Origin of the sequence: Streptomyces sp. NBRC 110028 (assembly GCF_001417735.1) — a bacterium.
Lineage (GTDB): Bacteria > Actinomycetota > Actinomycetes > Streptomycetales > Streptomycetaceae > Streptomyces.
Genome location: NZ_BBUZ01000024.1, coordinates 338,006 through 357,343 on the forward strand (window position 1 = coordinate 338,006; position 19,338 = coordinate 357,343).

The window sequence follows — 19,338 nt, forward strand, 5'->3', positions numbered from 1 at the left end:
GTGCCTCCGGGATATGCGGCGGTGTGCGGGGTGGGTGCGGTGTGGTGCTGTGGTTGATGATCTTGATTCGTTCCGAACCGGACGCGCGCGCCGGGCCGTCAGGCCCGGCACGCGGGTCCCGTTTTCAGCGGTCCCGTTCTCAGCGAGTCCCGATGAGCGGGTCCCGTTTTCGGCGGGGTCCCGTTTTCAGCGGTGTACCCCGCCGCCGCCGTTGACCAGCTCGGCGAGCGCCCGGTCCCGCGCGAGCGCGGACGGCAGCCCGTCCGTGTCGGAGGCGGCCTGGACGACCAGGGCGGCCACGCACGCGGCCTCGGCCAGCGCCCGGGGCTCGGAGAGCCCGCGCAGCCTCGCCGACAGGTACCCCGCGGCGAACCCGTCCCCCGCGCCGATCGGGTCGACCAGCGGGACCGCGTACGGCGCCTGCTGCCAGCGGCCGTCCGAGGTGATGACGGTGGCGGAGTGATCGGCGCGCTTGATCACGACCTCCTGGGTGCCGCCCTCCAGCAGCTCCTGCGCGGCCTCGTCGGCCGGCTGCGCGGTGAGCAGCTCCAGCTCGTCCTCCCCCGCCAGGACGAGGTCCGCCTCGCGCAGCAGCGGCCCCGCCGTCTGCGCCCACTGGGCGGCGCCGCCCAGCTTGCTCCGGACGTTGGGGTCGAACGACACCTTCGCGCCCGCCTCCCGGGCCAGCTCCACCAGGCGGCGGCTGGCGGCCGCGGCGGTCGGCGAGAGCATCGGCGTGATCCCGGATATGTGCAGCAGCCGGGCGCCGTCCAGCGCGTCCGGGCTGATCTCGTCGGGGGTGAGCCGGGACGCGGCCGATCCCATGCGGTAGTACTGCACGTCGATCGCGCGGTGCGGATGGCTGTCGCGCAGCAGCAGCCCGGTGGGCGCCTGCTCGTCCACGACGGCCTGCGAGACGTCGACCCCGTCGGCGCGCAGCTCGCGCAGCACCGCCTCGCCCGCCGGGTCCGCGCCGACCCGGCCGAGCCAGCGCACACCGTGGCCGAGCCGGGCCAGCCCGGCGGCCACGTTGGACTCGGCACCCGCCACGGAGCGGCGGAAGTGCACGGCCCTGTCGAGCGGGATTCCCGGCTCTGCGAGCAGCAGCAGCATCGCCTCGCCGCACGTGACCACTTCCGGACCGTTCGCCACCGCTGCCTCCCCGCGCGTCCACTTCTACCGGAACGGTATCGGCAACCACCGACAAATGGCGGGGCGGGGGGCGGAGATCGTTCGCGAAGAGACCGGGATCTTGTCCGGACCGGCGCGTCGGCACAGCACAACGGCCGCTGCCCGGTGGGGCGGCGGCCGCTGTGCGTGGGGGGTGGCGGGTCTCGCGGGGTACCGCCCGTACGACCGGGCGGCGGTGGTGACGGCGGTTCAGCAGCCGCGGTCCACCAGGTCGAACGACTCGTAGTGGTCCGCGGTGTAGTAGTCCTCGTCCGTCTTCTTCCCGGTGACGACGCGGCGGGCACCGCGGTCGTCGGAGCCGGGGGTGATGACGGTGTACTCGTGGTAGTAGCCGGAGGACTGGGCCGGGAGGATGCCCTCGCGGTTCTGGAAGACCGTGCCGTCCTGCGGGAACGGGTACGGGCCTCCTTTCTCGATCAGGTCGAGGGTGTCATCGGCCTGGGACGGCAGCTTCGAGTAACAGATGTCGCCGACGTCCGCGAGGGCCCGGACCGACGCGACGGTCGCGGGCGCGGCCGGGGTCGCGGTGGCCGTGACGGCCGTACCGCCGATGACCAGCGACGCGGCGAGGGCGCCGAGGGCGCCGATGCGGGCAATCCGTGGGGGGATTTTCATGGCATCCAGCATGACGCGCGTAGACCATGGCATGTCAATGCCAAGTCACGGGAGTTTTCGCCGAGTTCACATGATGCGGATGAAGCCCGAGGGGGCGTGACCGGACCGTTATTTGCCTCTGAGGCAAGCTTTTTGCCTCAGAGGCGAGGGCCTCGTATACCGGATGCATGAACCCGTTCCCCGAGGGGGACCCCGCGCAGCCGCCCGCCCAACCCTCCGGCGAGCTGCCCACCGTCGCTCCCCGCCTGCGGGACCTGCGGCGCGGCAGCGGTCTGACCCTGGAGGCGGCGGCGCACCGCGTCGGACTCTCCCCCGCGCATCTGTCCCGGCTGGAGACCGGCCGCCGCCAGCCGTCGCTGCCCATGCTGCTGACCCTGGCCCGTACCTACGGAACAACGGTATCCGACCTCCTCGGCGAGGTGCCGCCGAGCCAGGACCCCATCGTCCGCGCCGACCGGATGGAGGCGCAGGAGGCGGGCGGCTGGACCTACTGGCCGGCCGGCGGCTCCGGCCGCGCGATGCAGGCCCTGCGGCTGCACGTACCGGAGGGCTCGGGCGCCCAGGACCAACTGGTGCGCGTCCACCCGGGCGAGGAGTGGCTGTACGTCGTCAACGGGCGGCTGCGGCTGACCCTCGGCGACGCCGTCCATCTGCTCGCCCCCGGCGACGCGGCCCACTTCGATTCGCTCACCCCGCACCGCATCGCCGCCGCCTCGCCGGGCGGAACGGATCTGCTCTTCGTCCACACCCTGCTGCAGAGCGGGGCCGCCGAGCTGTGCCTCGGCGACGCCGCCCGCCGCGGAGGAAGGCCCGGAATGCCATGAACGACCACCCGACCCCGAACCACTCCCCCGCGGACCCGGCCCGCAGCACGCCCCCGAGGACGACGCGGGAGCAGGACCGGGCGCCCATCCCGGTCGCCGTGCGGGTCTTCATCTACGTCATCGGCGTGCACGTCTTCGCCGGCTTCCTCTACCTGCTGTTCTACCTGGGCGCCTCCAAGTAGTCCGCCGACCCGTCGTGAGGGGTCCGGGCGTACGCCGGGCATACGGTCCCGTGACCACCCCGCCCGGGAAGGGAGCCCACCCATGGAGGACCGCGCGGCGTCGACCGCCCGCACGATGTGGACGCTGTTCGAGCCCATCCACGCCGTCACCTACTTCGCCCCCGAGGCCCTGGCGGCGTACGAGGACGCGGGCCTGCGCGGCTTCTGGCGCGGCTACTTCGCGTGCCGTGCCGCGCCGCTGGGCCCGGTCGGGCCGGAGCCCGTCGCCGCCGCCTTCTTCTCCTTCGCGCCCGCCATGGTCGCCCGCGCCCTGCCCGACGCATGGCAGCTGACCGCCCCCGAACGCGCCCTGGAGGTACGCCGCGCGGGCACCGTGGCCGCCCTGCGGCGCCTGCTCACCGGCCTTGAGCGCGAGGCCGAACGGGCGGCCGAGGCCCTGGTCCCCCGGGCCGCCGGGCTCGACACCTCCGGGCGCGTCCTGGCCGCCGCCCACGCCTCGCTGGACTTCCCCGACCAGCCCCTGGACCGCCTGTGGCACGCCGCCACCCTGCTGCGCGAACACCGCGGCGACGGCCATGTCGCCGCCCTCGTCGCCGCCGGGCTCGACGGCTGCGAAGCCCTCGCCCTCCGTGCGGGCACCGACATCCCGCGCGCCGAACTCCAGCCCTACCGCGGCTGGACCGACCAGGCGTGGGAGACGGCCCGCCTCCACCTCACCGAACGCGGCCTGCTCCTCCCCGACGGCACCGCGAGCCGGGACGGGCGCGACCTGCTGCGCGCCGTCGAGTCGGCCACCGACCGCGCGGCCGAACGCCCCTGGCGCGCCCTCACCCCGGACGCGGTCCAGGACCTGACCGCCCTCCTCACCCCCGTCTCCCGCGCCTGCGCCACGGCACTCCGCTTCCCGAACCCGATCGGCCTGCCGAACCCGGGCGGCGGGTGAGACGCGCGCCACACCCGCCCCTGTCACACTTCGCCGCTCCGTTCCGTCAAGGAGGTGTAACGACCTACGAGGACCCGAGGAGCACACCATGGACGCTCGCTTGAACCTGTTCGGCAACCAGACCGCGGCCGCGTTCCTCAAGCGCGTCAACGCGGCGGGCCGGGCCGTCTCGGACTCGCCCCTGCCGGCCGCGACGCAGGAGCTGGTCAAGCTCCGCGCCAGCCAGATCAACGGCTGCGGCTTCTGCACCGACATGCACAGCAAGGAGGCCGCCCACGCCGGGGAGACCTCGGTGCGCCTCCATCTGGTCGCGGCCTGGCGCGAGGCCACGGTCTTCACCGACGCCGAGCGCGCCGCGCTGGAGCTGACCGAGCAGGGTACCCGCATCGCCGACGCGGCCGGTGGCGTCACGGACGAGGCCTGGGCAGACGCCGCCAAGCACTACGACGAGGACCAGCTCGCCGCCCTGGTGTCCCTCATCGCCCTGATCAACGCCTACAACCGCCTGAACGTCATCGTGCGGCAGCCCGCCGGTGAGTACCGGGTCGGCCAGTTCGGGTAGCGGCGCCCGCCCCTGGCCCCTCTCACGGGGCCCGGGGCGTCGTTCCTGCCGTAGTGGGCCGCGGATTCGGCGAGGACGGGGACGACGCCGCGCTCGCGGCGCCTAAGTGACGGCCCGCCGCACGCCGTACGCCACCGCGCCCGCCGCCATCACCGCCGCTCCCGCCACGACGGAGGTGAGCGGCAGCGCGAAGGCCAGGACCGCGCAGCCGATCAGGCCCACGGCGGGGACGGCGCGGACGGGACGGCCCTCGGCGGGGGTGAGGGGCCGGGCGGAGGCGTTAGCGACGGCGTAGTAGACGAGCACGCCGAACGAGGAGAAGCCGATCGCGCCGCGGACGTCCGTGGTGGCGGCGAGGACGGCGACGACCGTGCCGACGGCCAGTTCGGCGCGGTGCGGGACGTGGAAGCGGGGGTGGACGGCGGCGAGGGCGGGCGGCAGATGGCGGTCGCGGGCCATCGCGAGGGTGGTGCGGGAGACGCCGAGGATGAGGGCGAGCAGGGAGCCGAGCGCGGCGACCGCCGCGCCGGTCCGGACGACGGGGGCGAGCCCGGGGGCGCCCGCGGCGCGGACCGCCTCGGCGAGCGGCGCGGTGGTGTGGGCCAGCCGGTCCGGCCCGAGGACGGCGAGGGCCGCGAGGGCGACGGCCGCGTACGTGACCAGCGTGATGCCGAGGGCGAGGGGGATCGCGCGGGGGATGGTGCGCTCCGGGTCGCGCACCTCCTCGCCGAGGGTCGCGACGCGCGCGTACCCGGCGAAGGCGAAGAACAGCAGCCCGGCGGCCTGGAGGATGCCGCCGACGGTGGCGTCGGCGCCGATGTCGAGGCGGGCGGGCTCGGCGGTGCCGCCGGTCAGGGAGGCGACGACCACGGCGGCGAGCACGGCCAGCACGAGGGCGACGATCAGCCGGGTGAGCCAGGCGGCCTTCCGCACGCCCGCGTAGTTCACCGCGGTCAGCGCCACCACGGCCGCGACGGCGACCGCGTGTGCCTGCCCGGGCCATACGTAGGACCCCACCGTGAGGGCCATCGCCGCGCAGGAGGCGGTCTTGCCCACGACGAAACCCCACCCGGCCAGATAGCCCCAGAAGTCCCCCAGCCGCTCGCGCCCGTAGACATAGGTGCCGCCGGAGCGCGGGTAGCGGGCGGCCAGCCGGGCGGAGGAGGTCGCGTTGCAGTACGCCACCACGGCGGCCAGTGCCAGCCCCGGCAGCAGTCCGGACCCGGCCGCCGCGGCGGCCGGTCCGAGCGCGGCGAAGACGCCCGCGCCGATCATCGCCCCGAGGCCGATCACCACCGCGTCGAACAGTCCGAGGTGGCGCCGCAGCTCCCGGGGAGCGGCGGGTTCGGTCGGCGTTCGCATCGCATGGCTCCTCAGCACGGCCGGGCGTCGGTCCGCACACGATAGGGGAGGGTCAGCTGCTCACGTCCATGCGCTGTGTGCCGATGACCGAGAGCAGCCGCAGCGCCTCCTCGGAGGACGAGCCGGGCGTCGCGGTGTAGATCACGACCCGCTGGTCGCGGTCGGCGATGTCGAGGGAATCGCAGTTGACGCTGATGGGGCCGACCGTCGGGTGCCGGAAGGTCTTGCACAGGGTCGGCTCGACGCACACGTCGTGGGAGGCCCACAGCCGGGCGAACTCCTCGCTCCCGGCGAGGAGTTCGGCGATCAGTTCGGCCACCTCGGGGTCGTCGGGGTAGCGGGCGGCGGTGGCGCGCAGCCGCTGGGCCGAGGTACGGGCGAAAGCGTCCGCGTCCGAGACTCCGTACAGCCGCCGCCCGTGCGGATGCGGCCCGAGGAAGGCACGGCGCACGAGGTTGCGGTCGCGCCGCGGCAGGGCGGAGAAGTCCTCCATGAGGGCGGCCGCGAGATCGTTCCAGGCGAGCACCTCAAGCGTCGCGGACGTCACGATCGCGGCGGCCTGCGGCAGCCGGTGCAGCAGGTCGAGGATGCTCTGCCGCACCTCGCGCGAGGGCCCGGACGGAGGGGCCGGCGGGGCGCCGGCGAGGTGGTGGAGGTGGGCGCGCTCGGCGTCCGGCAGGCGCAGGGCACGGGCCAGCCCGGCCAGCACCTCGCGCGAGGGGCGCGGGCCGCGGGCCTGCTCCAGCCGCGTGTAGTACTCGGTCGAGATGAACGCCAGCTGCGCCGCTTCCTCGCGGCGCAGCCCCGGGGTGCGGCGCCGCGGCCCGGCGGGCAGCCCCACCTCGGCGGGGGTGATCCGCTCGCGCCTGCTGCGCAGGAAGGCCGCCAGTTCTCGTCTGTCCACGGCCCCCAGTGTGCGCGGGGCCGCGAGGCGTATCCAGGTACCGCCGGTGCCTGGATGGGTTCCGCGGCCGGGCGCAGGCTCGCTGCCATGGACAACACATCGACCATGGAGACAACCGCCGCACCGGGCCTGCTGGCCGGCAAGGTCGCCTTCGTCACCGGCGCCGGGCGCGGTATCGGCGCCGCCGCGGCGCGGCTGTTCGCCCGGGAGGGCGCCCGGGTGCTGCTCGCGGCCCGGACGAAGGCCCAGCTCAAGGCGGTGACCGAGGAGATCCGGGCGGCGGGCGGCGTCGCGGAGCACGTGGTGTGCGACCTGGCCGACGCGGCGAGCGTGCGCGCCGCCGTGGACCGGGCCGTGGAGCTGTACGGCCGGCTCGACGTCGCCTTCAACAACGGCGCGACGGTCACTCCGCCCGGCCCGCTGGAGCACGTCCCGGAGGCCGACTTCGACCACCTCTACGCCGTGAACCTCAAGGGCTCGTGGCTGGCCATGGCCGCCGAGGTCGCCGCCATCCGGGCCACCGCCGGAACGGGGGCCATCGTCAACAACTCCAGCGTCGGCAGCCTGCGGGGCAACCCCGAACTGCCCGCCTACGGGGCGATGAAGCGGGCGGTCAACAGCCTCACCGAGTCGGCCGCCGTCACCTACGGCCCGGAGGGCATCCGGGTCAACGCCATCGCCCCCGGCTCCACGCTGACCGAGATGATCCGCACCTGGGAAGCGGATTCGCCCGGTCTCCTGGACCGGCTCACGGCGCGGACCCCGCTGGGCCGCGCGGCCGACCCCGAAGAGGTCGCCGAGGCCGCCGCCTGGCTGCTCAGCGACCGGGCCTCGTATGTGACCGGCACGGTCCTCCGGGTCGACGGCGGCGCGTGGGCCTGACGGACCCCGCGCGGCCCGCCGCCCTACGCGCCGCCCAGCTCGGCGTACCGCGCGGCCAGCCGCTGCGCGCCGTCGGCCGTCAGGGAGCCGTGGAGGCGCAGGCGGGCTATGCCGCCGTCCGGGTAGATGTCGATGCGGACGTGGGTGACCGGCGGGACCTGGCCGAGGAGGAAGCGGTGGACGGTGTCCGGCTGGAGGGGGCTGCGGGGCAGCAGCTCGGTCCACGGGGCGTCCGCGTCCACGGTGGCGTCCCGGCCGTACAGGGCGGCCCAGCCGGGCGAGTTGCCCTTGTAGCAGCCGGTGTCGATCTCGACGGCGCGGATCAGGGCCTGGGCGGTGAGGCGGTAGCGGACCCAGTCGTTGCCCTGGTCGCGGCGGCGGCGGGTCTCCCAGCCCTCGTCCATCTTCTGGGAGCGGCCCGGCTTGATCGAGTTGGCGGGCGGGGAGTAGAAGCGGTCCGAGGCGTCCTCGGCGGCGCCGCCGTTCTCCAGGGCGGCCAGGTCGAAGGTGCCGAGGACGGTGAGCCAGGCCGGGTCGGGGACGACCTCGCCGTACACGCGGAGGCGGGCGATGCCGCCGTCGGGGTGCTGCTTGAGGCGCAGGTGGGTGAAGCGGCGGCCGGGGGTGACCTCGAAGCCGTTGGCCGCGTGGCCGCCGACGGGCGTACGGGGGACGAGGGTCGTCCACTCGGTGTCGTCGGCGAGCAGGTCCGCCGGGGACGGGGTGCCCGGAACCGAGGTGCCCTCCACGCTCACGGCCTGCGGGTAGTTGCCGCGGAAGTGGGCGGTGTCGACCACGATGCCGTGGATGACGCCGGGTGCGCCCAGCTTGATCAGGGCCCAGTCGTGGTCCTCGTCCGTGGGGTGCGGGGTGGCGGCGGAGGCCCCGCGGCGGCGCCTGGTCTCCCAGCCGTCCATGACCTTGCCCTTGTGGCCGAAGTCCGCGGGGTCGAAGTGCGGCGTCTCGGGGCGCAGCAGGTTCTCTCGTTCGGCGAAGAACTCGTCGTTGGCGGCGGTCACGCTGCCGCCGAGCCGCCGGTCGGCGAGGTCGGGGAGGTGGGCGATGGGGAAGTCGGCGGTGCGGTAGTCGGCGTACGGGTCGCCGCCGCCGTAGGGCTGGGCGTCGCCGGTGAAGCGGGGGGTCGGCGCGGTCATGCGCGGGGCTGCCTTTCGAGGAGTCGGCCGGTCAGGGGCCGGCCGGTGGGGCCGGCCGGTGCGCCGTGGTCGGCGATCTTGTGGCCGCGCAGCCAGGTGGACCGTACGACGCCGTGCAGCGTCTTCCCGGCGTACGCGGTGACCTGGTTGCGGTGGTGGAGCGCGGCGGGGTCGACGGTGAAGGTCTCCTCGGGCGCCAGGACCGCGAAGTCGGCGTCCCGGCCCGCCTCGATGGCGCCCTTCCGGCGCAGGCCGACCAGGGCCGCCGGGGCCGTGGACATCCACCGCACGACATCCTCGACGGTGTGGCCGCGGCGGCGGGCCTCGGTCCAGACGGCGGGCAGGCCGAGCTGGAGCGAGGAGATGCCGCCCCAGGCCTGTCCGAAGTCGTCGGTCTTGAGGTCCGCGGTGCAGGGCGAGTGGTCGGAGACGACGCAGTCGATGGTGCCATCGGCCAGGCCCCGCCACAGCGCGTCCTGGTTGGCCGCCTCGCGTATCGGCGGGCAGCACTTGAACTCGGTGGCGCCGTCCGGGACTTCCTCGGCGGTGAGGGTGAGGAAGTGCGGGCAGGTCTCGACGGTGATCGCCACGCCTTCGCGGCGCGCGGCGGCGATGCGGGGCAGGGACTCCGCGGAGGACAGGTGCAGGATGTGGACCCGGGCGCCCAGTTCGCGGGCGAGGTCGATGAGGCCCTCGACGGCCCGGTTCTCGGCGGCGCGCGGGCGGGAGGCGAGGAAGTCGGCGTAGCGCGGGCCGCTGGGCGGCGGGGCGCCGTCGATCAGCTGCGGGTCCTCGGCGTGCACGATGAGCAGCCCGCCGAAGCCCGCGATCTCGCGCAGGGCGGCCTTGAGCCCGGCGGGGTCCAGGTGCGGGAACTCGTCCACGCCGGAGTGCAGCAGGAAGCACTTGAAGCCGAGCACCCCGGCGTCGTGCAGCGGCCGCAGGTCGGCCGTGTTGCCGGGGATCGCGCCACCCCAGAAGCCGATGTCGATGTGGGCCGCCGGGCGGGCGACGTTCCGCTTGATCTCCAGCGCCTCGACGCTGGTGGTGGGCGGGACGCTGTTGAGGGGCATGTCGACCAGCGTGGTGACGCCGCCCGCCGCGGCGGCGCGGGTGGCGGTGGCGAAGCCCTCCCAGTCGGTGCGGCCGGGGTCGTTGACGTGGACATGGGTGTCGACGAGGCCGGGGAGGAGGACGTCGTCGCCGAAGTCCTCGGTCCGTACCCCACGCAGGTGGGTGCCGGTGTCGTACGGCAGCACGGCGAGGATGCGGCCCTCCGCGGCGGAGACGGCGACGGACGCGGCGCGCTGCCCGTCGGGGGTGATCACACGCGTCGACCGCAGCACCAGGTCCGGCTCCAGCTCCGGGTCCAGCTCGGGCACCCCTGCTCCCCTCGATACTTCCGCAGCTCGGAATAAGTTTTCCGTTCGAAGTCTTCCCTTCGCGTCCGATCTGGTCAAGACTTCCCAGGCACCCCCGTTCGATTCCGTAGCATGAAAGATGATTTTCAATACGTAGAACGTGACGCCGGGAGGGACCGGTAGGCTGCCGATGGCCGGTCGGCCGCGGTATTCCGACGCGGGCACGAGACCGGTGCCGCCCGCTGCGAAAGGAAACGCCGACGTGCCGTCCGCCGAGTCCAAGACCGCCGCCACCAACGGTGGCGTCCAGTCCCTGGAGCGCGCCTTCGACCTTCTGGAGCGGATGGCCGACGCCGGGGGCGAGGTCGGACTGAGCGAGCTGTCCGGCAGCAGCGGCCTTCCGCTGCCCACCATCCACCGCCTGATGCGCACCCTGGTGGCCTGCGGTTACGTACGCCAGCAGCCCAACCGCCGCTACGCCCTCGGCCCCCGGCTGATCCGGCTCGGCGAAAGCTCGGCCCGGCTGCTGGGCACCTGGGCGCGGCCGTATCTGGCGCGCCTGGTGGAGGAGACCGGCGAGACCGCGAACATGGCGCTGCTGGACGGGGACGAGGTGGTGTACGTCGCTCAGGTGCCCTCCCGTCACTCCATGCGCATGTTCACCGAGGTCGGGCGGCGGGTCCTGCCGCACAGCACCGGCGTCGGCAAGGCGCTGCTGGCCAGCACGCCCCCGGACGAGGTGCGCGCCCTGCTGAGCCGGACCGGCATGCCCGCCGCGACGGCGAAGACGATCACCACGCCGGACGCGTTCCTGGACGCGCTGCGGCATGTGCGCGAGCTGGGGTACGCGGTGGACGACAACGAGCAGGAGATGGGCGTGCGCTGCCTGGCGGTGCCGGTGCCGGACTCCCCGACGGCCGCCGCCATCTCGATCTCGGGCCCGGCGGGGCGGGTGACGGACGAGGCCACGAAGGAGATCGTGCCGGTCCTGAAGGAGGTCGCCGCCGACCTCTCGGCGGCCCTGGCCAGCACGGACGCCACCTGACGGGGCCTTCTCGCCTCGAAGCGCCCGGTCTTTCCGGCTGGGCGCCCCCGGGGCTCGGGCAACCCCGTCTTACCGGCAGGGGCACCTCCCAGCGCTAGCCGGGGGCGGGCTTGTGCGCCCCGGAGGCGAACCGAGCCTCGAAATCAGCGGGGCACCGTGCCGAAGAGGTCGATGGCCGCGCGGACCGCTCGGAGGGCCGGGTTCAGGGCGCTGACCGAGCCCAGGGCGCCGGCCACCAGGAGCAGGGAGCGGCGGAGGCGGTGCAGCTCGGGGGTGCCGGTGCGGGCCATGGCGTCGAGTGCGGCCAGTTCGTCGTCCGCTATCGCCCGGTCCGGTAATTCCGCCGGATGGGCGGCCAGGTCGCGCCTGAGCCGGGCCACGGCCAGGCGCAGTTCCGCCACCCTCGGGTCTTCCTCGGTGCACGCCACTGCGGCGCCCTCCACGTCGGACAACACGGCCCTACTCCCCCTCGCGCGCGGCTGCACGAGCCCGCCCCCTCTCCCCTGCCCCTCCCCAGGCGTCGAATCGGACACAAGGGGCTGCGGATCAGTTAACGCCACCGTGTGCGCGGTGCGCCATATGGAGAGCGAAAATCAGACCGGCTGGGATGAACCGTCCACGCGGCGCCCCGGTGCGGTAAGCAGGGGCCATGGATCGCACCTCTGATGACAACGCGCAGGTCGCCGGGTTGCTGCTGGCGGCGGGCGGGGGACGGCGGCTGGGCGGGCGGCCGAAGGCCCTGCTGGAGTACCGGGGCAGGCCGCTGGTGGAGCACGCGGCGCGCGCGCTGCGGGAGGGTGGCTGCGCACCGGTGCACATCGTGCTGGGCGCCGCCGCCGGGGCGGTGCGGGAGCGGGCCGGGCTGCCGGGGTGCGTCCTGGTCGACAACCCCGACTGGGAGGGGGGCATGGGCACCTCGCTGCGGGCCGGGCTGGCCTCGCTGCGCGGTACGGGGGCGCGCGCGGTGCTGGTCACGCTGGTGGACCAGCCCGGGATCGGGGCGCCGGCGGTGGAGCGCGTACGGGAAGCCTGCCGTGACGCGGGGAGCCTGGTGACGGCGGAGTACGGCACCGGGCGCGGGCATCCGGTGCTGTTCGGCGCCGACCGGTGGGCGGATGTGGCGGCGAGTGCGGAGGGGGATCGTGGGGCACGCGCGTATCTGAGGGAACATCAGGCCGAGATCATCCGGGTCGACTGCGCGGACATCGCCCGGGTGGACGACATCGACACCCCGGAGGACTTGGCGCTGCTGCGGTGAGCCTCATGCCCCGCACGCGGTGGCGTGCAGTGAGTCTCACATCGCCAGCCGATTGAACTTCCACGATGAGGAAATTAATATCCAGAATCGTTATCGACTGAGGAGTGAACGCCCATGTCCGCCACAGCGCCACCCCCGCTGGCCATCGTCGACGCCGAGCCGCTGGAGCGTCAGGGAGAGGTGCTGACCGACGCGGCCCTGGCCTTCCTGGCCGAGCTGCACCACCGCTTCACCCCTCGGCGCGACGAGCTGCTCGCCCGCCGCGCCGAGCGACGGGCCGAGATCGCCCGTACGAGCACACTGGACTTCCTGCCGGAGACCGCGCACATTCGCGAGGACCCGGACTGGCGCGTGGCGGAGGCCCCGCCCGCCCTCCAGGACCGCCGGGTGGAGATCACCGGTCCCACCGACCGCAAGATGACGATCAACGCGCTCAACTCGGGCGCCAAGGTCTGGCTCGCCGACTTCGAGGACGCCTCCGCGCCCACCTGGGCGAACGTGATCGGCGGCCAGCTGAACCTGGCCGACGCGTATCGGGGCCGGATCGACTTCACCTCCCCCGAGGGCAAGAGCTACGCGCTGCGCCCCGCCGAGGAGCTGGCCACCGTCGTCGCCCGCCCGCGCGGCTGGCACCTCGACGAGCGCCACCTGCGGGACGCCGAGGGCCGCGCGGTGCCCGGCGGGCTGGTCGACTTCGGCCTGTACTTCTTCCACAACGCGCGCCACCTGCTCGACCAGGGCAAGGGCCCGTACTTCTACCTGCCGAAGACCGAGTCGCACCTGGAGGCCCGCCTCTGGAACGACGTCTTCGTCTTCGCGCAGGACTACGTGGGCGTTCCGCAAGGGAGCATCCGCGCCACCGTGCTCATCGAGACGATCACGGCGGCGTACGAGATGGACGAGATCCTGTACGAGCTGCGCGACCACGCCTCCGGGCTCAACGCGGGCCGCTGGGACTACCTGTTCTCCATCGTCAAGAACTTCCGCGACGCGGGCCCCGGCTTCGTCCTCCCCGACCGCAACGCGGTGACGATGACCGCCCCGTTCATGCGCGCCTACACCGAGCTGCTGGTCCGCACCTGCCACAAGCGGGGCGCCCACGCGATCGGCGGCATGGCGGCGTTCATCCCCTCGCGCCGGGACGCCGAGGTCAACGCGGTCGCGTTCGACAAGGTGCGGGCCGACAAGGACCGTGAGGCGAACGACGGCTTCGACGGCTCGTGGGTCGCCCACCCCGATCTGGTGCCGGTCGCCCGTGAATCGTTCGACGCCGTCCTCGGCGACCGTCCGCACCAGAAGGACCGGCTGCGCGAGGACGTGCGGGTCACGGCGGCCGAGCTGATCGACATCGCCTCGCTGGACGCCAAGCCCACCTTCGACGGCCTGCGCAACGCCGTGCAGGTCGGCACCCGCTACATCGAGGCGTGGCTGCGGGGCCTGGGCGCCGTCGGCATCTTCAACCTGATGGAGGACGCCGCCACCGCGGAGATCTCCCGCTCCCAGATCTGGCAGTGGACCAACGCCGGAGTGGTCTTCGAGAACGGCGAGAAGGCCACCGCCGACCTGGTGCGCAGGGTCGCCGCCGAGGAGCTGGCCGCGATCCGCGAGGAGGTCGGGCCGGAGGCCTTCGCGGCCGGGCGGTGGAGCCAGGCCCACGATCTGCTGCTGAAGGTCGCGCTGGACGAGGACTACGCGGCGTTCCTGACGCTGCCCGCGTACGAGCTGCTGGACTGAGCGCGGACGCGGCGAGGGGCCCCGGGGGACATCCCGGGGCCCCTCGTGTCGCGTGACGACGGGTAGGGCGTGTTTCGAAAGTAGCGCCGTCCGCCCGGAGGGCGGGCCCCGCGGCGTCTGGTGCGTGCGATCGCAAGGCGGAGGGTCGTCCTCGTAGCGGGCCTACTCGGACGATCCCGACAACGCAGCGAGCGTGCGTGCCAGGCGTCGCGGGGCAGGCGGGACTTTCGAAACACGCCCGAGCCGACCGCGCGGCACGATCTGCTGCGGCCGGCCGGGGCTGGACCACAGCAGCCTCATATGCGCCTCACCGGTCCGCTCGGTGTACTCGATCTCGATCGAATGGCGCTGTCCGGCCCGCAGATCCACGGTCGCCTTGTCGACCTGTGCCCCGTGCGGGGTGGCGCTGTCGATGAACAGCCGGCCGTCGATCCGCGCCCGGGTTCGGCCATCAGCCCGGCGTTCCCCGCGCCGTACACGGCACGGCCCCCTCCGACGTATCACTCCTCCGCCGCGATACGGGCCAGCCGCCGCGCCTCGTCCCGCGCGTCGCGCGCGACGGCGTCCTCGTCGGCGGTGAGCAGCCGCCCCGCCTCCACCACCGGCTCGCCGTTCACCAGTGACAGGGTCACCGGCGCCGCCGCGCCCAGCACCAGCGCCGCGACCGGGTCGGCGATCGTCGAGTGGCCGAGGCCGTCCAGCCTCCACAGCACCAGATCGGCCAGCTTCCCCGGCTCCAGCGACCCGATCTCGTCCTGACGGCCCAGCACCCTGGCCCCGCCGTGGGTGCCGAGCCGCAGCGCCTGGCGGACCGTCAGCGCCTTCTCGCGGTGATCGCCGAGCCGGTTGATCAGCAGGGCGTTGCGCAGCTCGGTGTGCAGCTCGCCGGACTCGTTCGAGGCGGTGCCGTCCACGCCGAGCCCGACCGGCACGCCCGCGGCGAGCAGATCCGGCACCCGCGCGATCCCGGCGGCGAGCCGGGCGTTGGACGACGGGCAGTGGGCGACGCCGGTGCCGGTGCGGGCGAAGGCGGCGATGTCGTCGTCGTTCATGTGGACGCAGTGCGCCATCCACACGTCCTCGCCCAGCCAGCCGGTGCGGTCGAAGTAGTCGGTCGGCCCCGTGCCGAACCGCTCGTGGCAGAACTTCTCCTCCTCGACCGTCTCCGAGCCGTGGGTATGCAGCCGGACGCCCTTGCGGCGGGCCAGCTCGGCGCTCTCCCGCATGAGGTCGGTGGTGACGGAGAACGGCGAGCAGGGCGCGACCACGATCCGCAGCATCGCGTCCGGCGAGGCGTCGTGGTGGGTGTCGATGGCCTCCTCGGTGGCCGCGAGGGCGTCCTCGGTGGTCTCGACGGCGAAGTCCGGCGGCAGCCCGCCGTCCGAGCTGCCGAGGTCCATGGAGCCGCGCGCGGCGGTGAACCGCACGCCCAGCTCGCGTGCCGCGCGGATCTCGGCGCCCAGCAGATCGCCGGAGCCGCGCGGGAAGACGTAGTGGTGGTCCATGGCGGTGGTGACGCCGCCGCGCACCATCATCGCGAGCGAGCCGCGGGCGGCGGCGTACACCATCGGCTCGTCGATCCGGGCCCACGTGGGGTAGAGCGCGACCAGCCAGTCGAAGAGGTTGTGGTCCTGGGCGAGACCGCGGGTGAGCCACTGGTAGAAGTGGTGGTGGGTGTTGACCAGGCCCGGGGTGAGGAGATGGCCGGTGCCGTCGACCCTGCGGACCACCCCCTCCAGGCCCTCGGGCGCGGGGCCCGGGCCCACCGACTCGATGCGGTTGCCCGCGACGACGACATGGCCCGAGGCGTATTCGGTGTCCTGTGCGTCCACGGTCGCGACGGCGCAGTTCTCGATGACGATGCGGTGCACGGGGCGGGCCCTTCAGGTGGGGGTCAGTCGGTGGGAATCCTGGGCTCGGCGCCGTCCCGCAGGACGGTGGCCTCGATGAGCCCGTACGGCCGGTCGGCGGCGAAGTAGACCTCGTTGTCGTTGGTGAGGCCGAAGGGCGCCAGGTCGACCAGGAAGTGGTGCTTGTTGGGGAGGGAGAGCCGTATCTCCTCGATCCCTGGGTGCCGCTCGATGACGCGCGCGCCCATCGCGTACAGCGTCTGCTGCAGCGAGAGGGAGTACGTCTCGGCGAAGGCGGCCAGCAGATCGGCGCGCGCCCCGTCGTACGCGGCGTCCCAGTCCGGCTCCGGGTGCGCGCCGTCGCTCCAGCCGTGCCGCCAGCGGGCGTGCACATCGGTGGCGAGGATACGGTCGCGCGCCTCCGGCAGGGTGGTGTACGCGTCCTTGACGTAGCCGTGGAACTCGGAGTCGGTGGAGTTCATGACCGTGAGGCCCTGAAGCCCGGACAGCACCTCCCAGTCCCGCCCGTCGTAGCGGATCTGGGCGGTACGGGTCTCCTGACCGGCGCGGACGAAGGAGTGCCGGGCCTCGCCGCCGGTCTCGATCCGCTCCCAGGCGTACTCCTCGATCCGGACGCGGGCGCTGCGGATCGTGTCCTGGCTGCCGACGAAGTGGCGGGCCAGCTCCACGCCGAAGTGTTCGGCGGTGGCGATGCCGTGCTTCTTGGCGAAGGCGTACACCGTGTTCTTCATGGTGTCGGTGGGCAGCACGCCGGTGTTGTCGCCGTGGCGGTGGACGTCCGCCATGTCGCCGGAGAGCGCGACGGAGACGTTCAGGTCCTTGATGTGGTGCACGGCGCCGTCGCGCACCATCCGGACCACGCGGGTCTCCGCCTTGCCGTACTGGTTCTGGCCGAGCAGGGGCATCGGGCTCAACTCCCTCGGTATACGGAGTAGCCGAACGGGGTGAGCAGCAGCGGCACGTGGTAGTGCTCGCCGGGCTCGACGGCGAAGACGACCGTCACCTCCGGGAAGAAGGGCCCGCGCGACTCGGTCTCGAAACGCAGCCGTACCTGGGTGGTGCCCTCCGGCAGGGCGGGCAGATCCGTGCAGCGGCCGTCGGCGTCGGTGCGGGAGGCGGCGTGCGCCGCCCAGTCGGCGCCGCTCGCCGGGCGCACCGACAGCTCGACGGGGACGCCGGTGGCCGGGCGGCCGAGGCTGGTGTCCAGGATGTGCGTGGACACGGAGGTGCCGTTCGCCATCACCGTTCTCCTTCCGCCGCTTCCGCGGTGACCAGGCGGGTCAGCCGGATACGGTTGATCTTCCCCAGTTCGGCGCGGACGATCTCGCGTTCGGTGGCCGTGTCGTTGCCGATCCGCTCGCGCAGCGCGGTGAGCATCTCCTCGCCGGTGCGGCCGGTGGCGCAGATCAGGAACACCTGGCCGTGGCGCTCCTGGTACGCGAGATTCAGCTCCAGCAGCTCCGCCCGCGACTCCTCGCCCACCCCGCTCTGCTCGCGCGCCGAGGTGGCGTCGCCCGGTTTCGGCCGCCCGATGGGCGGGTGCCCGGCCATGGCCTCGGCGAGGTCGCCGTCGGTCAGCCCGGCCATGGCCGCGTCGGACGCGCCGAGCAGGGCGTCCACGTGGCGGTACGGCCGCCCGGCGGCCACCGCCGCGCCCCAGGCCCGGCTGGCGCACACCTCGTACAGCAGCGCGGCCGCGTCCGGCCGGTCCGCCGCGTTGAACCGGGCCAGGCCCGGTGGAGCGCTGGTAGTCACACCCGAAAGCTAGGAGCTTCCCCGGCGCCCGTCAACACTTTGTTGAAGACAGGGCTGGAAACGCCGTTTCCTCCACTGCGCCGAGGCCGGACGCTCCGCCGTCTGGCCCCTGATCGGCGTCAGGCGGGTCGTCGCGGCTCCGGGCGCTCGGCGTCCTTCTCCCGGTTGAGGTAGTTGTAGACGGTGAAGCGGCTCACCCCGAGCGCGCTCGCGACCGTTTCGACGCCGTGGCGCACCGTGAAGGCGCCGCGCTGTTCCAGGGCGCGGACGATCCCCTGCTTGGTCTTGCGGTCCAGGGCCGACAGCGGCACGCCGTGGCGGCGCCCGAGGTCGGCGAGGATGTGGTCCAGGGACGCCGAGATGTCGGGCAGACGTACGGCCACGACCGCGCGGCCCTCCCAGGACAGCACCACATCGTCGTCCCGGGCCCGGTCCGGGGCGATCAGCTCGCCGCCCATCGCGTCGACCAGCGGCCGGACGGCCGAGACGAAGGGATGGTCCGCCGGGCCGGTCACGCGTCGGGCTCCGCGACGACGTTGACCTGGAGCGACACCCGGGTGGCGCCCGCGTCCAGGGACTTGCGCAACAGGTCGTCCACGGCGGCCAGCACGGCGTCCGCCCGGCCCTCCGCGGTGTTGCCGAACGGGCCGATGTCGACGGTGTCCAGCGGCGCGGCCCGAACCGCCTCGCGGGCGGCCACGGCATGCGGCGGCACGTCGTCGAGGTCGAACGGCTCGGTGGTGAACTCAACCCTCAATCTCACGCGGCCAACCTACTGCGCCCGCCCGCGGCTCCGGCAGCCCTCGACCCGCGCGCGCCGCGGGCTCCGGCCGCCATCCGCCAGGTGTCCAGCCCGGCCTCACACGGGCGTCCCACTGGAGGTGGGCAAACACCCGAATCCCTCCCGTCACCGCCCCGCGTGCTGGAGCATGGCCCCGTTACCGCAGGCATCCGCTACGGAGCGTCAGATGACAGAGAGCGTGCCGGTGCGCTGTCCGGCGTGCCGCCGCGAGCAGTCGTTCACTCCGCCCACCTTCCCGTGCCCGTGCGGCGCGCCGCTCACCCTCTCGGTGCCGCGCGACGGCACGCCGGAGGAGATCGAGCACCGCACCTGGCAGGACATATGGGTGGCGGTGGACTGCCCGGCCTGCGGGCGTCAGGGGCACTGGCCGCAGCCGGAGTTCGGCTGCGGCTGCGGGGCGGTCATCCGGGTGCCGGTCGCGGGGGTGTCGGAAGCCCCGGGCGACGATCAGGAGGGTGAGCCCGCGGCGCGTCCGGCGTTCCGGCCGGTGACGATCCGTACCGCGCGGGACGCGGTCACCGCCGCCGCCCAGTATCTGCGGTGGCTCGGCTTCGGCTGTCTGCGGCGCCTGGACGACCCGGGGGCCGCCGGGGTGGACCTGTACGGGAAGGGCGTCGTCGCCCAGGTCGATCCGACGACCCGCCCCACCGGGCTGCGCGAGGTCGAGTGCCTGTGGCTGAACGGTCTCAACGAATCGGCGCTGAGCGTCTTCTTCTCGCTGGCGGGCTACGCCAGGGAGGCGCGGGCGCGCGCGGACGCGCTGCACATTCCGCTCTTCATCATGGACCTGACGGGCACCCCACAGCCCGTCAACGACCCCGCGGACACGCTGATCCGCTGCGGCCCGCCCCGCGGATGAGCCGCACCGTTCACGACCGGCCGGAGGCCGCATT

General features: G+C 73.7%; 23 protein-coding genes. 9 read left to right on the top strand and 14 right to left on the bottom strand.

What is annotated here, in order from left to right; all coding sequences use genetic code 11:
• Window positions 1-186 precede the first annotated feature (186 nt).
• Entirely contained in the window at window positions 187-1,152 is a 966-nt protein-coding gene (locus tag ASC60_RS10790; protein WP_079038312.1) for a sugar kinase, read from the bottom strand.
• 228 nt (window positions 1,153-1,380) lie between these two features.
• Window positions 1,381-1,806 carry a ribonuclease gene (locus ASC60_RS10795; RefSeq protein WP_055550031.1) on the bottom strand — a complete coding sequence of 142 codons (426 nt, stop codon included), beginning with the start codon at window positions 1,804-1,806 and terminating at the stop codon, window positions 1,381-1,383.
• A 167-nt stretch (window positions 1,807-1,973) separates the two neighbouring features.
• Here ASC60_RS10795 and ASC60_RS10800 point away from each other — a divergent pair, with 167 nt between their 5' ends.
• From ASC60_RS10800 to ASC60_RS10815, 4 genes are all read left to right on the top strand, one after another.
• Window positions 1,974-2,630 (top strand): helix-turn-helix domain-containing protein, encoded by a 657-nt coding sequence (locus tag ASC60_RS10800; protein WP_055549340.1) that lies wholly within the window; start codon window positions 1,974-1,976, stop codon window positions 2,628-2,630.
• The gene (locus tag ASC60_RS10805) at window positions 2,627-2,812 is read left to right on the top strand and encodes a DUF6126 family protein (RefSeq protein ID WP_055549342.1); all 186 of its coding nucleotides are present in this window, start codon (window positions 2,627-2,629) and stop codon (window positions 2,810-2,812) included. The genes ASC60_RS10800 and ASC60_RS10805 overlap by 4 nt, the downstream gene beginning before the upstream one ends.
• Before the next feature lie 82 nt (window positions 2,813-2,894).
• Window positions 2,895-3,755 (top strand): hypothetical protein, encoded by an 861-nt coding sequence (locus ASC60_RS10810; RefSeq protein WP_055549344.1) that lies wholly within the window; start codon window positions 2,895-2,897, stop codon window positions 3,753-3,755.
• An 88-nt stretch (window positions 3,756-3,843) separates the two neighbouring features.
• The gene (locus tag ASC60_RS10815) at window positions 3,844-4,317 is read left to right on the top strand and encodes a carboxymuconolactone decarboxylase family protein (protein ID WP_055549347.1); all 474 of its coding nucleotides are present in this window, start codon (window positions 3,844-3,846) and stop codon (window positions 4,315-4,317) included.
• A gap of 102 nt (window positions 4,318-4,419) precedes the next feature.
• Here the strand turns inward: ASC60_RS10815 and ASC60_RS10820 are convergent, their stop codons facing one another.
• Together ASC60_RS10820 and ASC60_RS10825 are read right to left on the bottom strand one after the other, a co-directional pair.
• Window positions 4,420-5,679 carry an APC family permease gene (locus ASC60_RS10820; protein ID WP_055549349.1) on the bottom strand — a complete coding sequence of 420 codons (1,260 nt, stop codon included), beginning with the start codon at window positions 5,677-5,679 and terminating at the stop codon, window positions 4,420-4,422.
• 52 nt (window positions 5,680-5,731) lie between these two features.
• The gene (locus ASC60_RS10825; protein ID WP_055549351.1) at window positions 5,732-6,583 is read right to left on the bottom strand and encodes a helix-turn-helix transcriptional regulator; all 852 of its coding nucleotides are present in this window, start codon (window positions 6,581-6,583) and stop codon (window positions 5,732-5,734) included.
• Between the two features lie 87 nt (window positions 6,584-6,670).
• Between ASC60_RS10825 and ASC60_RS10830 the strand changes: the two genes are divergently transcribed.
• Complete coding sequence (locus tag ASC60_RS10830) at window positions 6,671-7,465, top strand: SDR family NAD(P)-dependent oxidoreductase (RefSeq protein WP_055549353.1); 795 nt, start codon at window positions 6,671-6,673, stop codon at window positions 7,463-7,465.
• A gap of 23 nt (window positions 7,466-7,488) precedes the next feature.
• On the opposite strand, the gene alc is transcribed toward ASC60_RS10830, so the two are convergent.
• On the bottom strand, window positions 7,489-8,619 hold the full coding sequence (gene alc, locus ASC60_RS10835) for an allantoicase (RefSeq protein WP_055549355.1): 1,131 nt from the start codon (window positions 8,617-8,619) through the stop codon (window positions 7,489-7,491).
• Window positions 8,616-10,001, bottom strand: a complete 1,386-nt coding sequence (allB, locus tag ASC60_RS10840) for an allantoinase AllB (RefSeq protein WP_234356885.1) — start codon at window positions 9,999-10,001, stop codon at window positions 8,616-8,618. The genes alc and allB overlap by 4 nt, the downstream gene beginning before the upstream one ends.
• Window positions 10,002-10,242: 241 nt before the next feature.
• On the opposite strand from allB, the gene ASC60_RS10845 reads away from it, so the two are divergent.
• On the top strand, window positions 10,243-11,025 hold the full coding sequence (locus ASC60_RS10845) for an IclR family transcriptional regulator (protein ID WP_107097040.1): 783 nt from the start codon (window positions 10,243-10,245) through the stop codon (window positions 11,023-11,025).
• A 143-nt stretch (window positions 11,026-11,168) separates the two neighbouring features.
• On the opposite strand, the gene ASC60_RS10850 is transcribed toward ASC60_RS10845, so the two are convergent.
• On the bottom strand, window positions 11,169-11,480 hold the full coding sequence (locus tag ASC60_RS10850) for a DUF5955 family protein (RefSeq protein ID WP_079038313.1): 312 nt from the start codon (window positions 11,478-11,480) through the stop codon (window positions 11,169-11,171).
• 194 nt (window positions 11,481-11,674) lie between these two features.
• Between ASC60_RS10850 and ASC60_RS10855 the strand changes: the two genes are divergently transcribed.
• Both ASC60_RS10855 and aceB read left to right on the top strand, forming a co-directional pair.
• Window positions 11,675-12,283 carry an NTP transferase domain-containing protein gene (locus tag ASC60_RS10855; RefSeq protein WP_055549358.1) on the top strand — a complete coding sequence of 203 codons (609 nt, stop codon included), beginning with the start codon at window positions 11,675-11,677 and terminating at the stop codon, window positions 12,281-12,283.
• 114 nt (window positions 12,284-12,397) lie between these two features.
• Window positions 12,398-14,017 carry a malate synthase A gene (aceB, locus tag ASC60_RS10860; protein ID WP_055549360.1) on the top strand — a complete coding sequence of 540 codons (1,620 nt, stop codon included), beginning with the start codon at window positions 12,398-12,400 and terminating at the stop codon, window positions 14,015-14,017.
• Between the two features lie 162 nt (window positions 14,018-14,179).
• Here the strand turns inward: aceB and ASC60_RS38995 are convergent, their stop codons facing one another.
• The 7 genes from ASC60_RS38995 to ASC60_RS10890 all read right to left on the bottom strand — a co-directional run bounded on the left by ASC60_RS38995 (window position 14,180) and on the right by ASC60_RS10890 (window position 18,406).
• On the bottom strand, window positions 14,180-14,521 hold the full coding sequence (locus tag ASC60_RS38995) for a PA14 domain-containing protein (RefSeq protein ID WP_370592905.1): 342 nt from the start codon (window positions 14,519-14,521) through the stop codon (window positions 14,180-14,182).
• Window positions 14,518-15,888: an 8-oxoguanine deaminase gene (locus ASC60_RS10865; protein WP_055549362.1), complete on the bottom strand. Its 1,371-nt coding sequence runs from the start codon at window positions 15,886-15,888 to the stop codon at window positions 14,518-14,520. The genes ASC60_RS38995 and ASC60_RS10865 overlap by 4 nt, the downstream gene beginning before the upstream one ends.
• 23 nt (window positions 15,889-15,911) lie before the next feature.
• A complete protein-coding gene (gene pucL / locus ASC60_RS10870; RefSeq protein ID WP_055549364.1) occupies window positions 15,912-16,793 on the bottom strand; it encodes a factor-independent urate hydroxylase in 882 nt (293 codons plus the stop codon).
• Between the two features lie 5 nt (window positions 16,794-16,798).
• Window positions 16,799-17,128, bottom strand: coding sequence for a hydroxyisourate hydrolase (gene uraH, locus ASC60_RS10875; protein WP_055549366.1), 330 nt, complete (start codon window positions 17,126-17,128; stop codon window positions 16,799-16,801).
• Entirely contained in the window at window positions 17,128-17,643 is a 516-nt protein-coding gene (uraD, locus tag ASC60_RS10880; protein ID WP_055549368.1) for a 2-oxo-4-hydroxy-4-carboxy-5-ureidoimidazoline decarboxylase, read from the bottom strand. Before uraD ends, uraH begins: the two co-directional genes overlap by 1 nt.
• A 119-nt stretch (window positions 17,644-17,762) precedes the next feature.
• Window positions 17,763-18,158: a helix-turn-helix domain-containing protein gene (locus ASC60_RS10885; protein ID WP_055549370.1), complete on the bottom strand. Its 396-nt coding sequence runs from the start codon at window positions 18,156-18,158 to the stop codon at window positions 17,763-17,765.
• Entirely contained in the window at window positions 18,155-18,406 is a 252-nt protein-coding gene (locus ASC60_RS10890) for a hypothetical protein (RefSeq protein WP_055549372.1), read from the bottom strand. The genes ASC60_RS10885 and ASC60_RS10890 overlap by 4 nt, the downstream gene beginning before the upstream one ends.
• Before the next feature lie 205 nt (window positions 18,407-18,611).
• Between ASC60_RS10890 and ASC60_RS10895 the strand changes: the two genes are divergently transcribed.
• Window positions 18,612-19,304 carry a hypothetical protein gene (locus ASC60_RS10895; RefSeq protein ID WP_055549374.1) on the top strand — a complete coding sequence of 231 codons (693 nt, stop codon included), beginning with the start codon at window positions 18,612-18,614 and terminating at the stop codon, window positions 19,302-19,304.
• Window positions 19,305-19,338 lie beyond the last annotated feature (34 nt).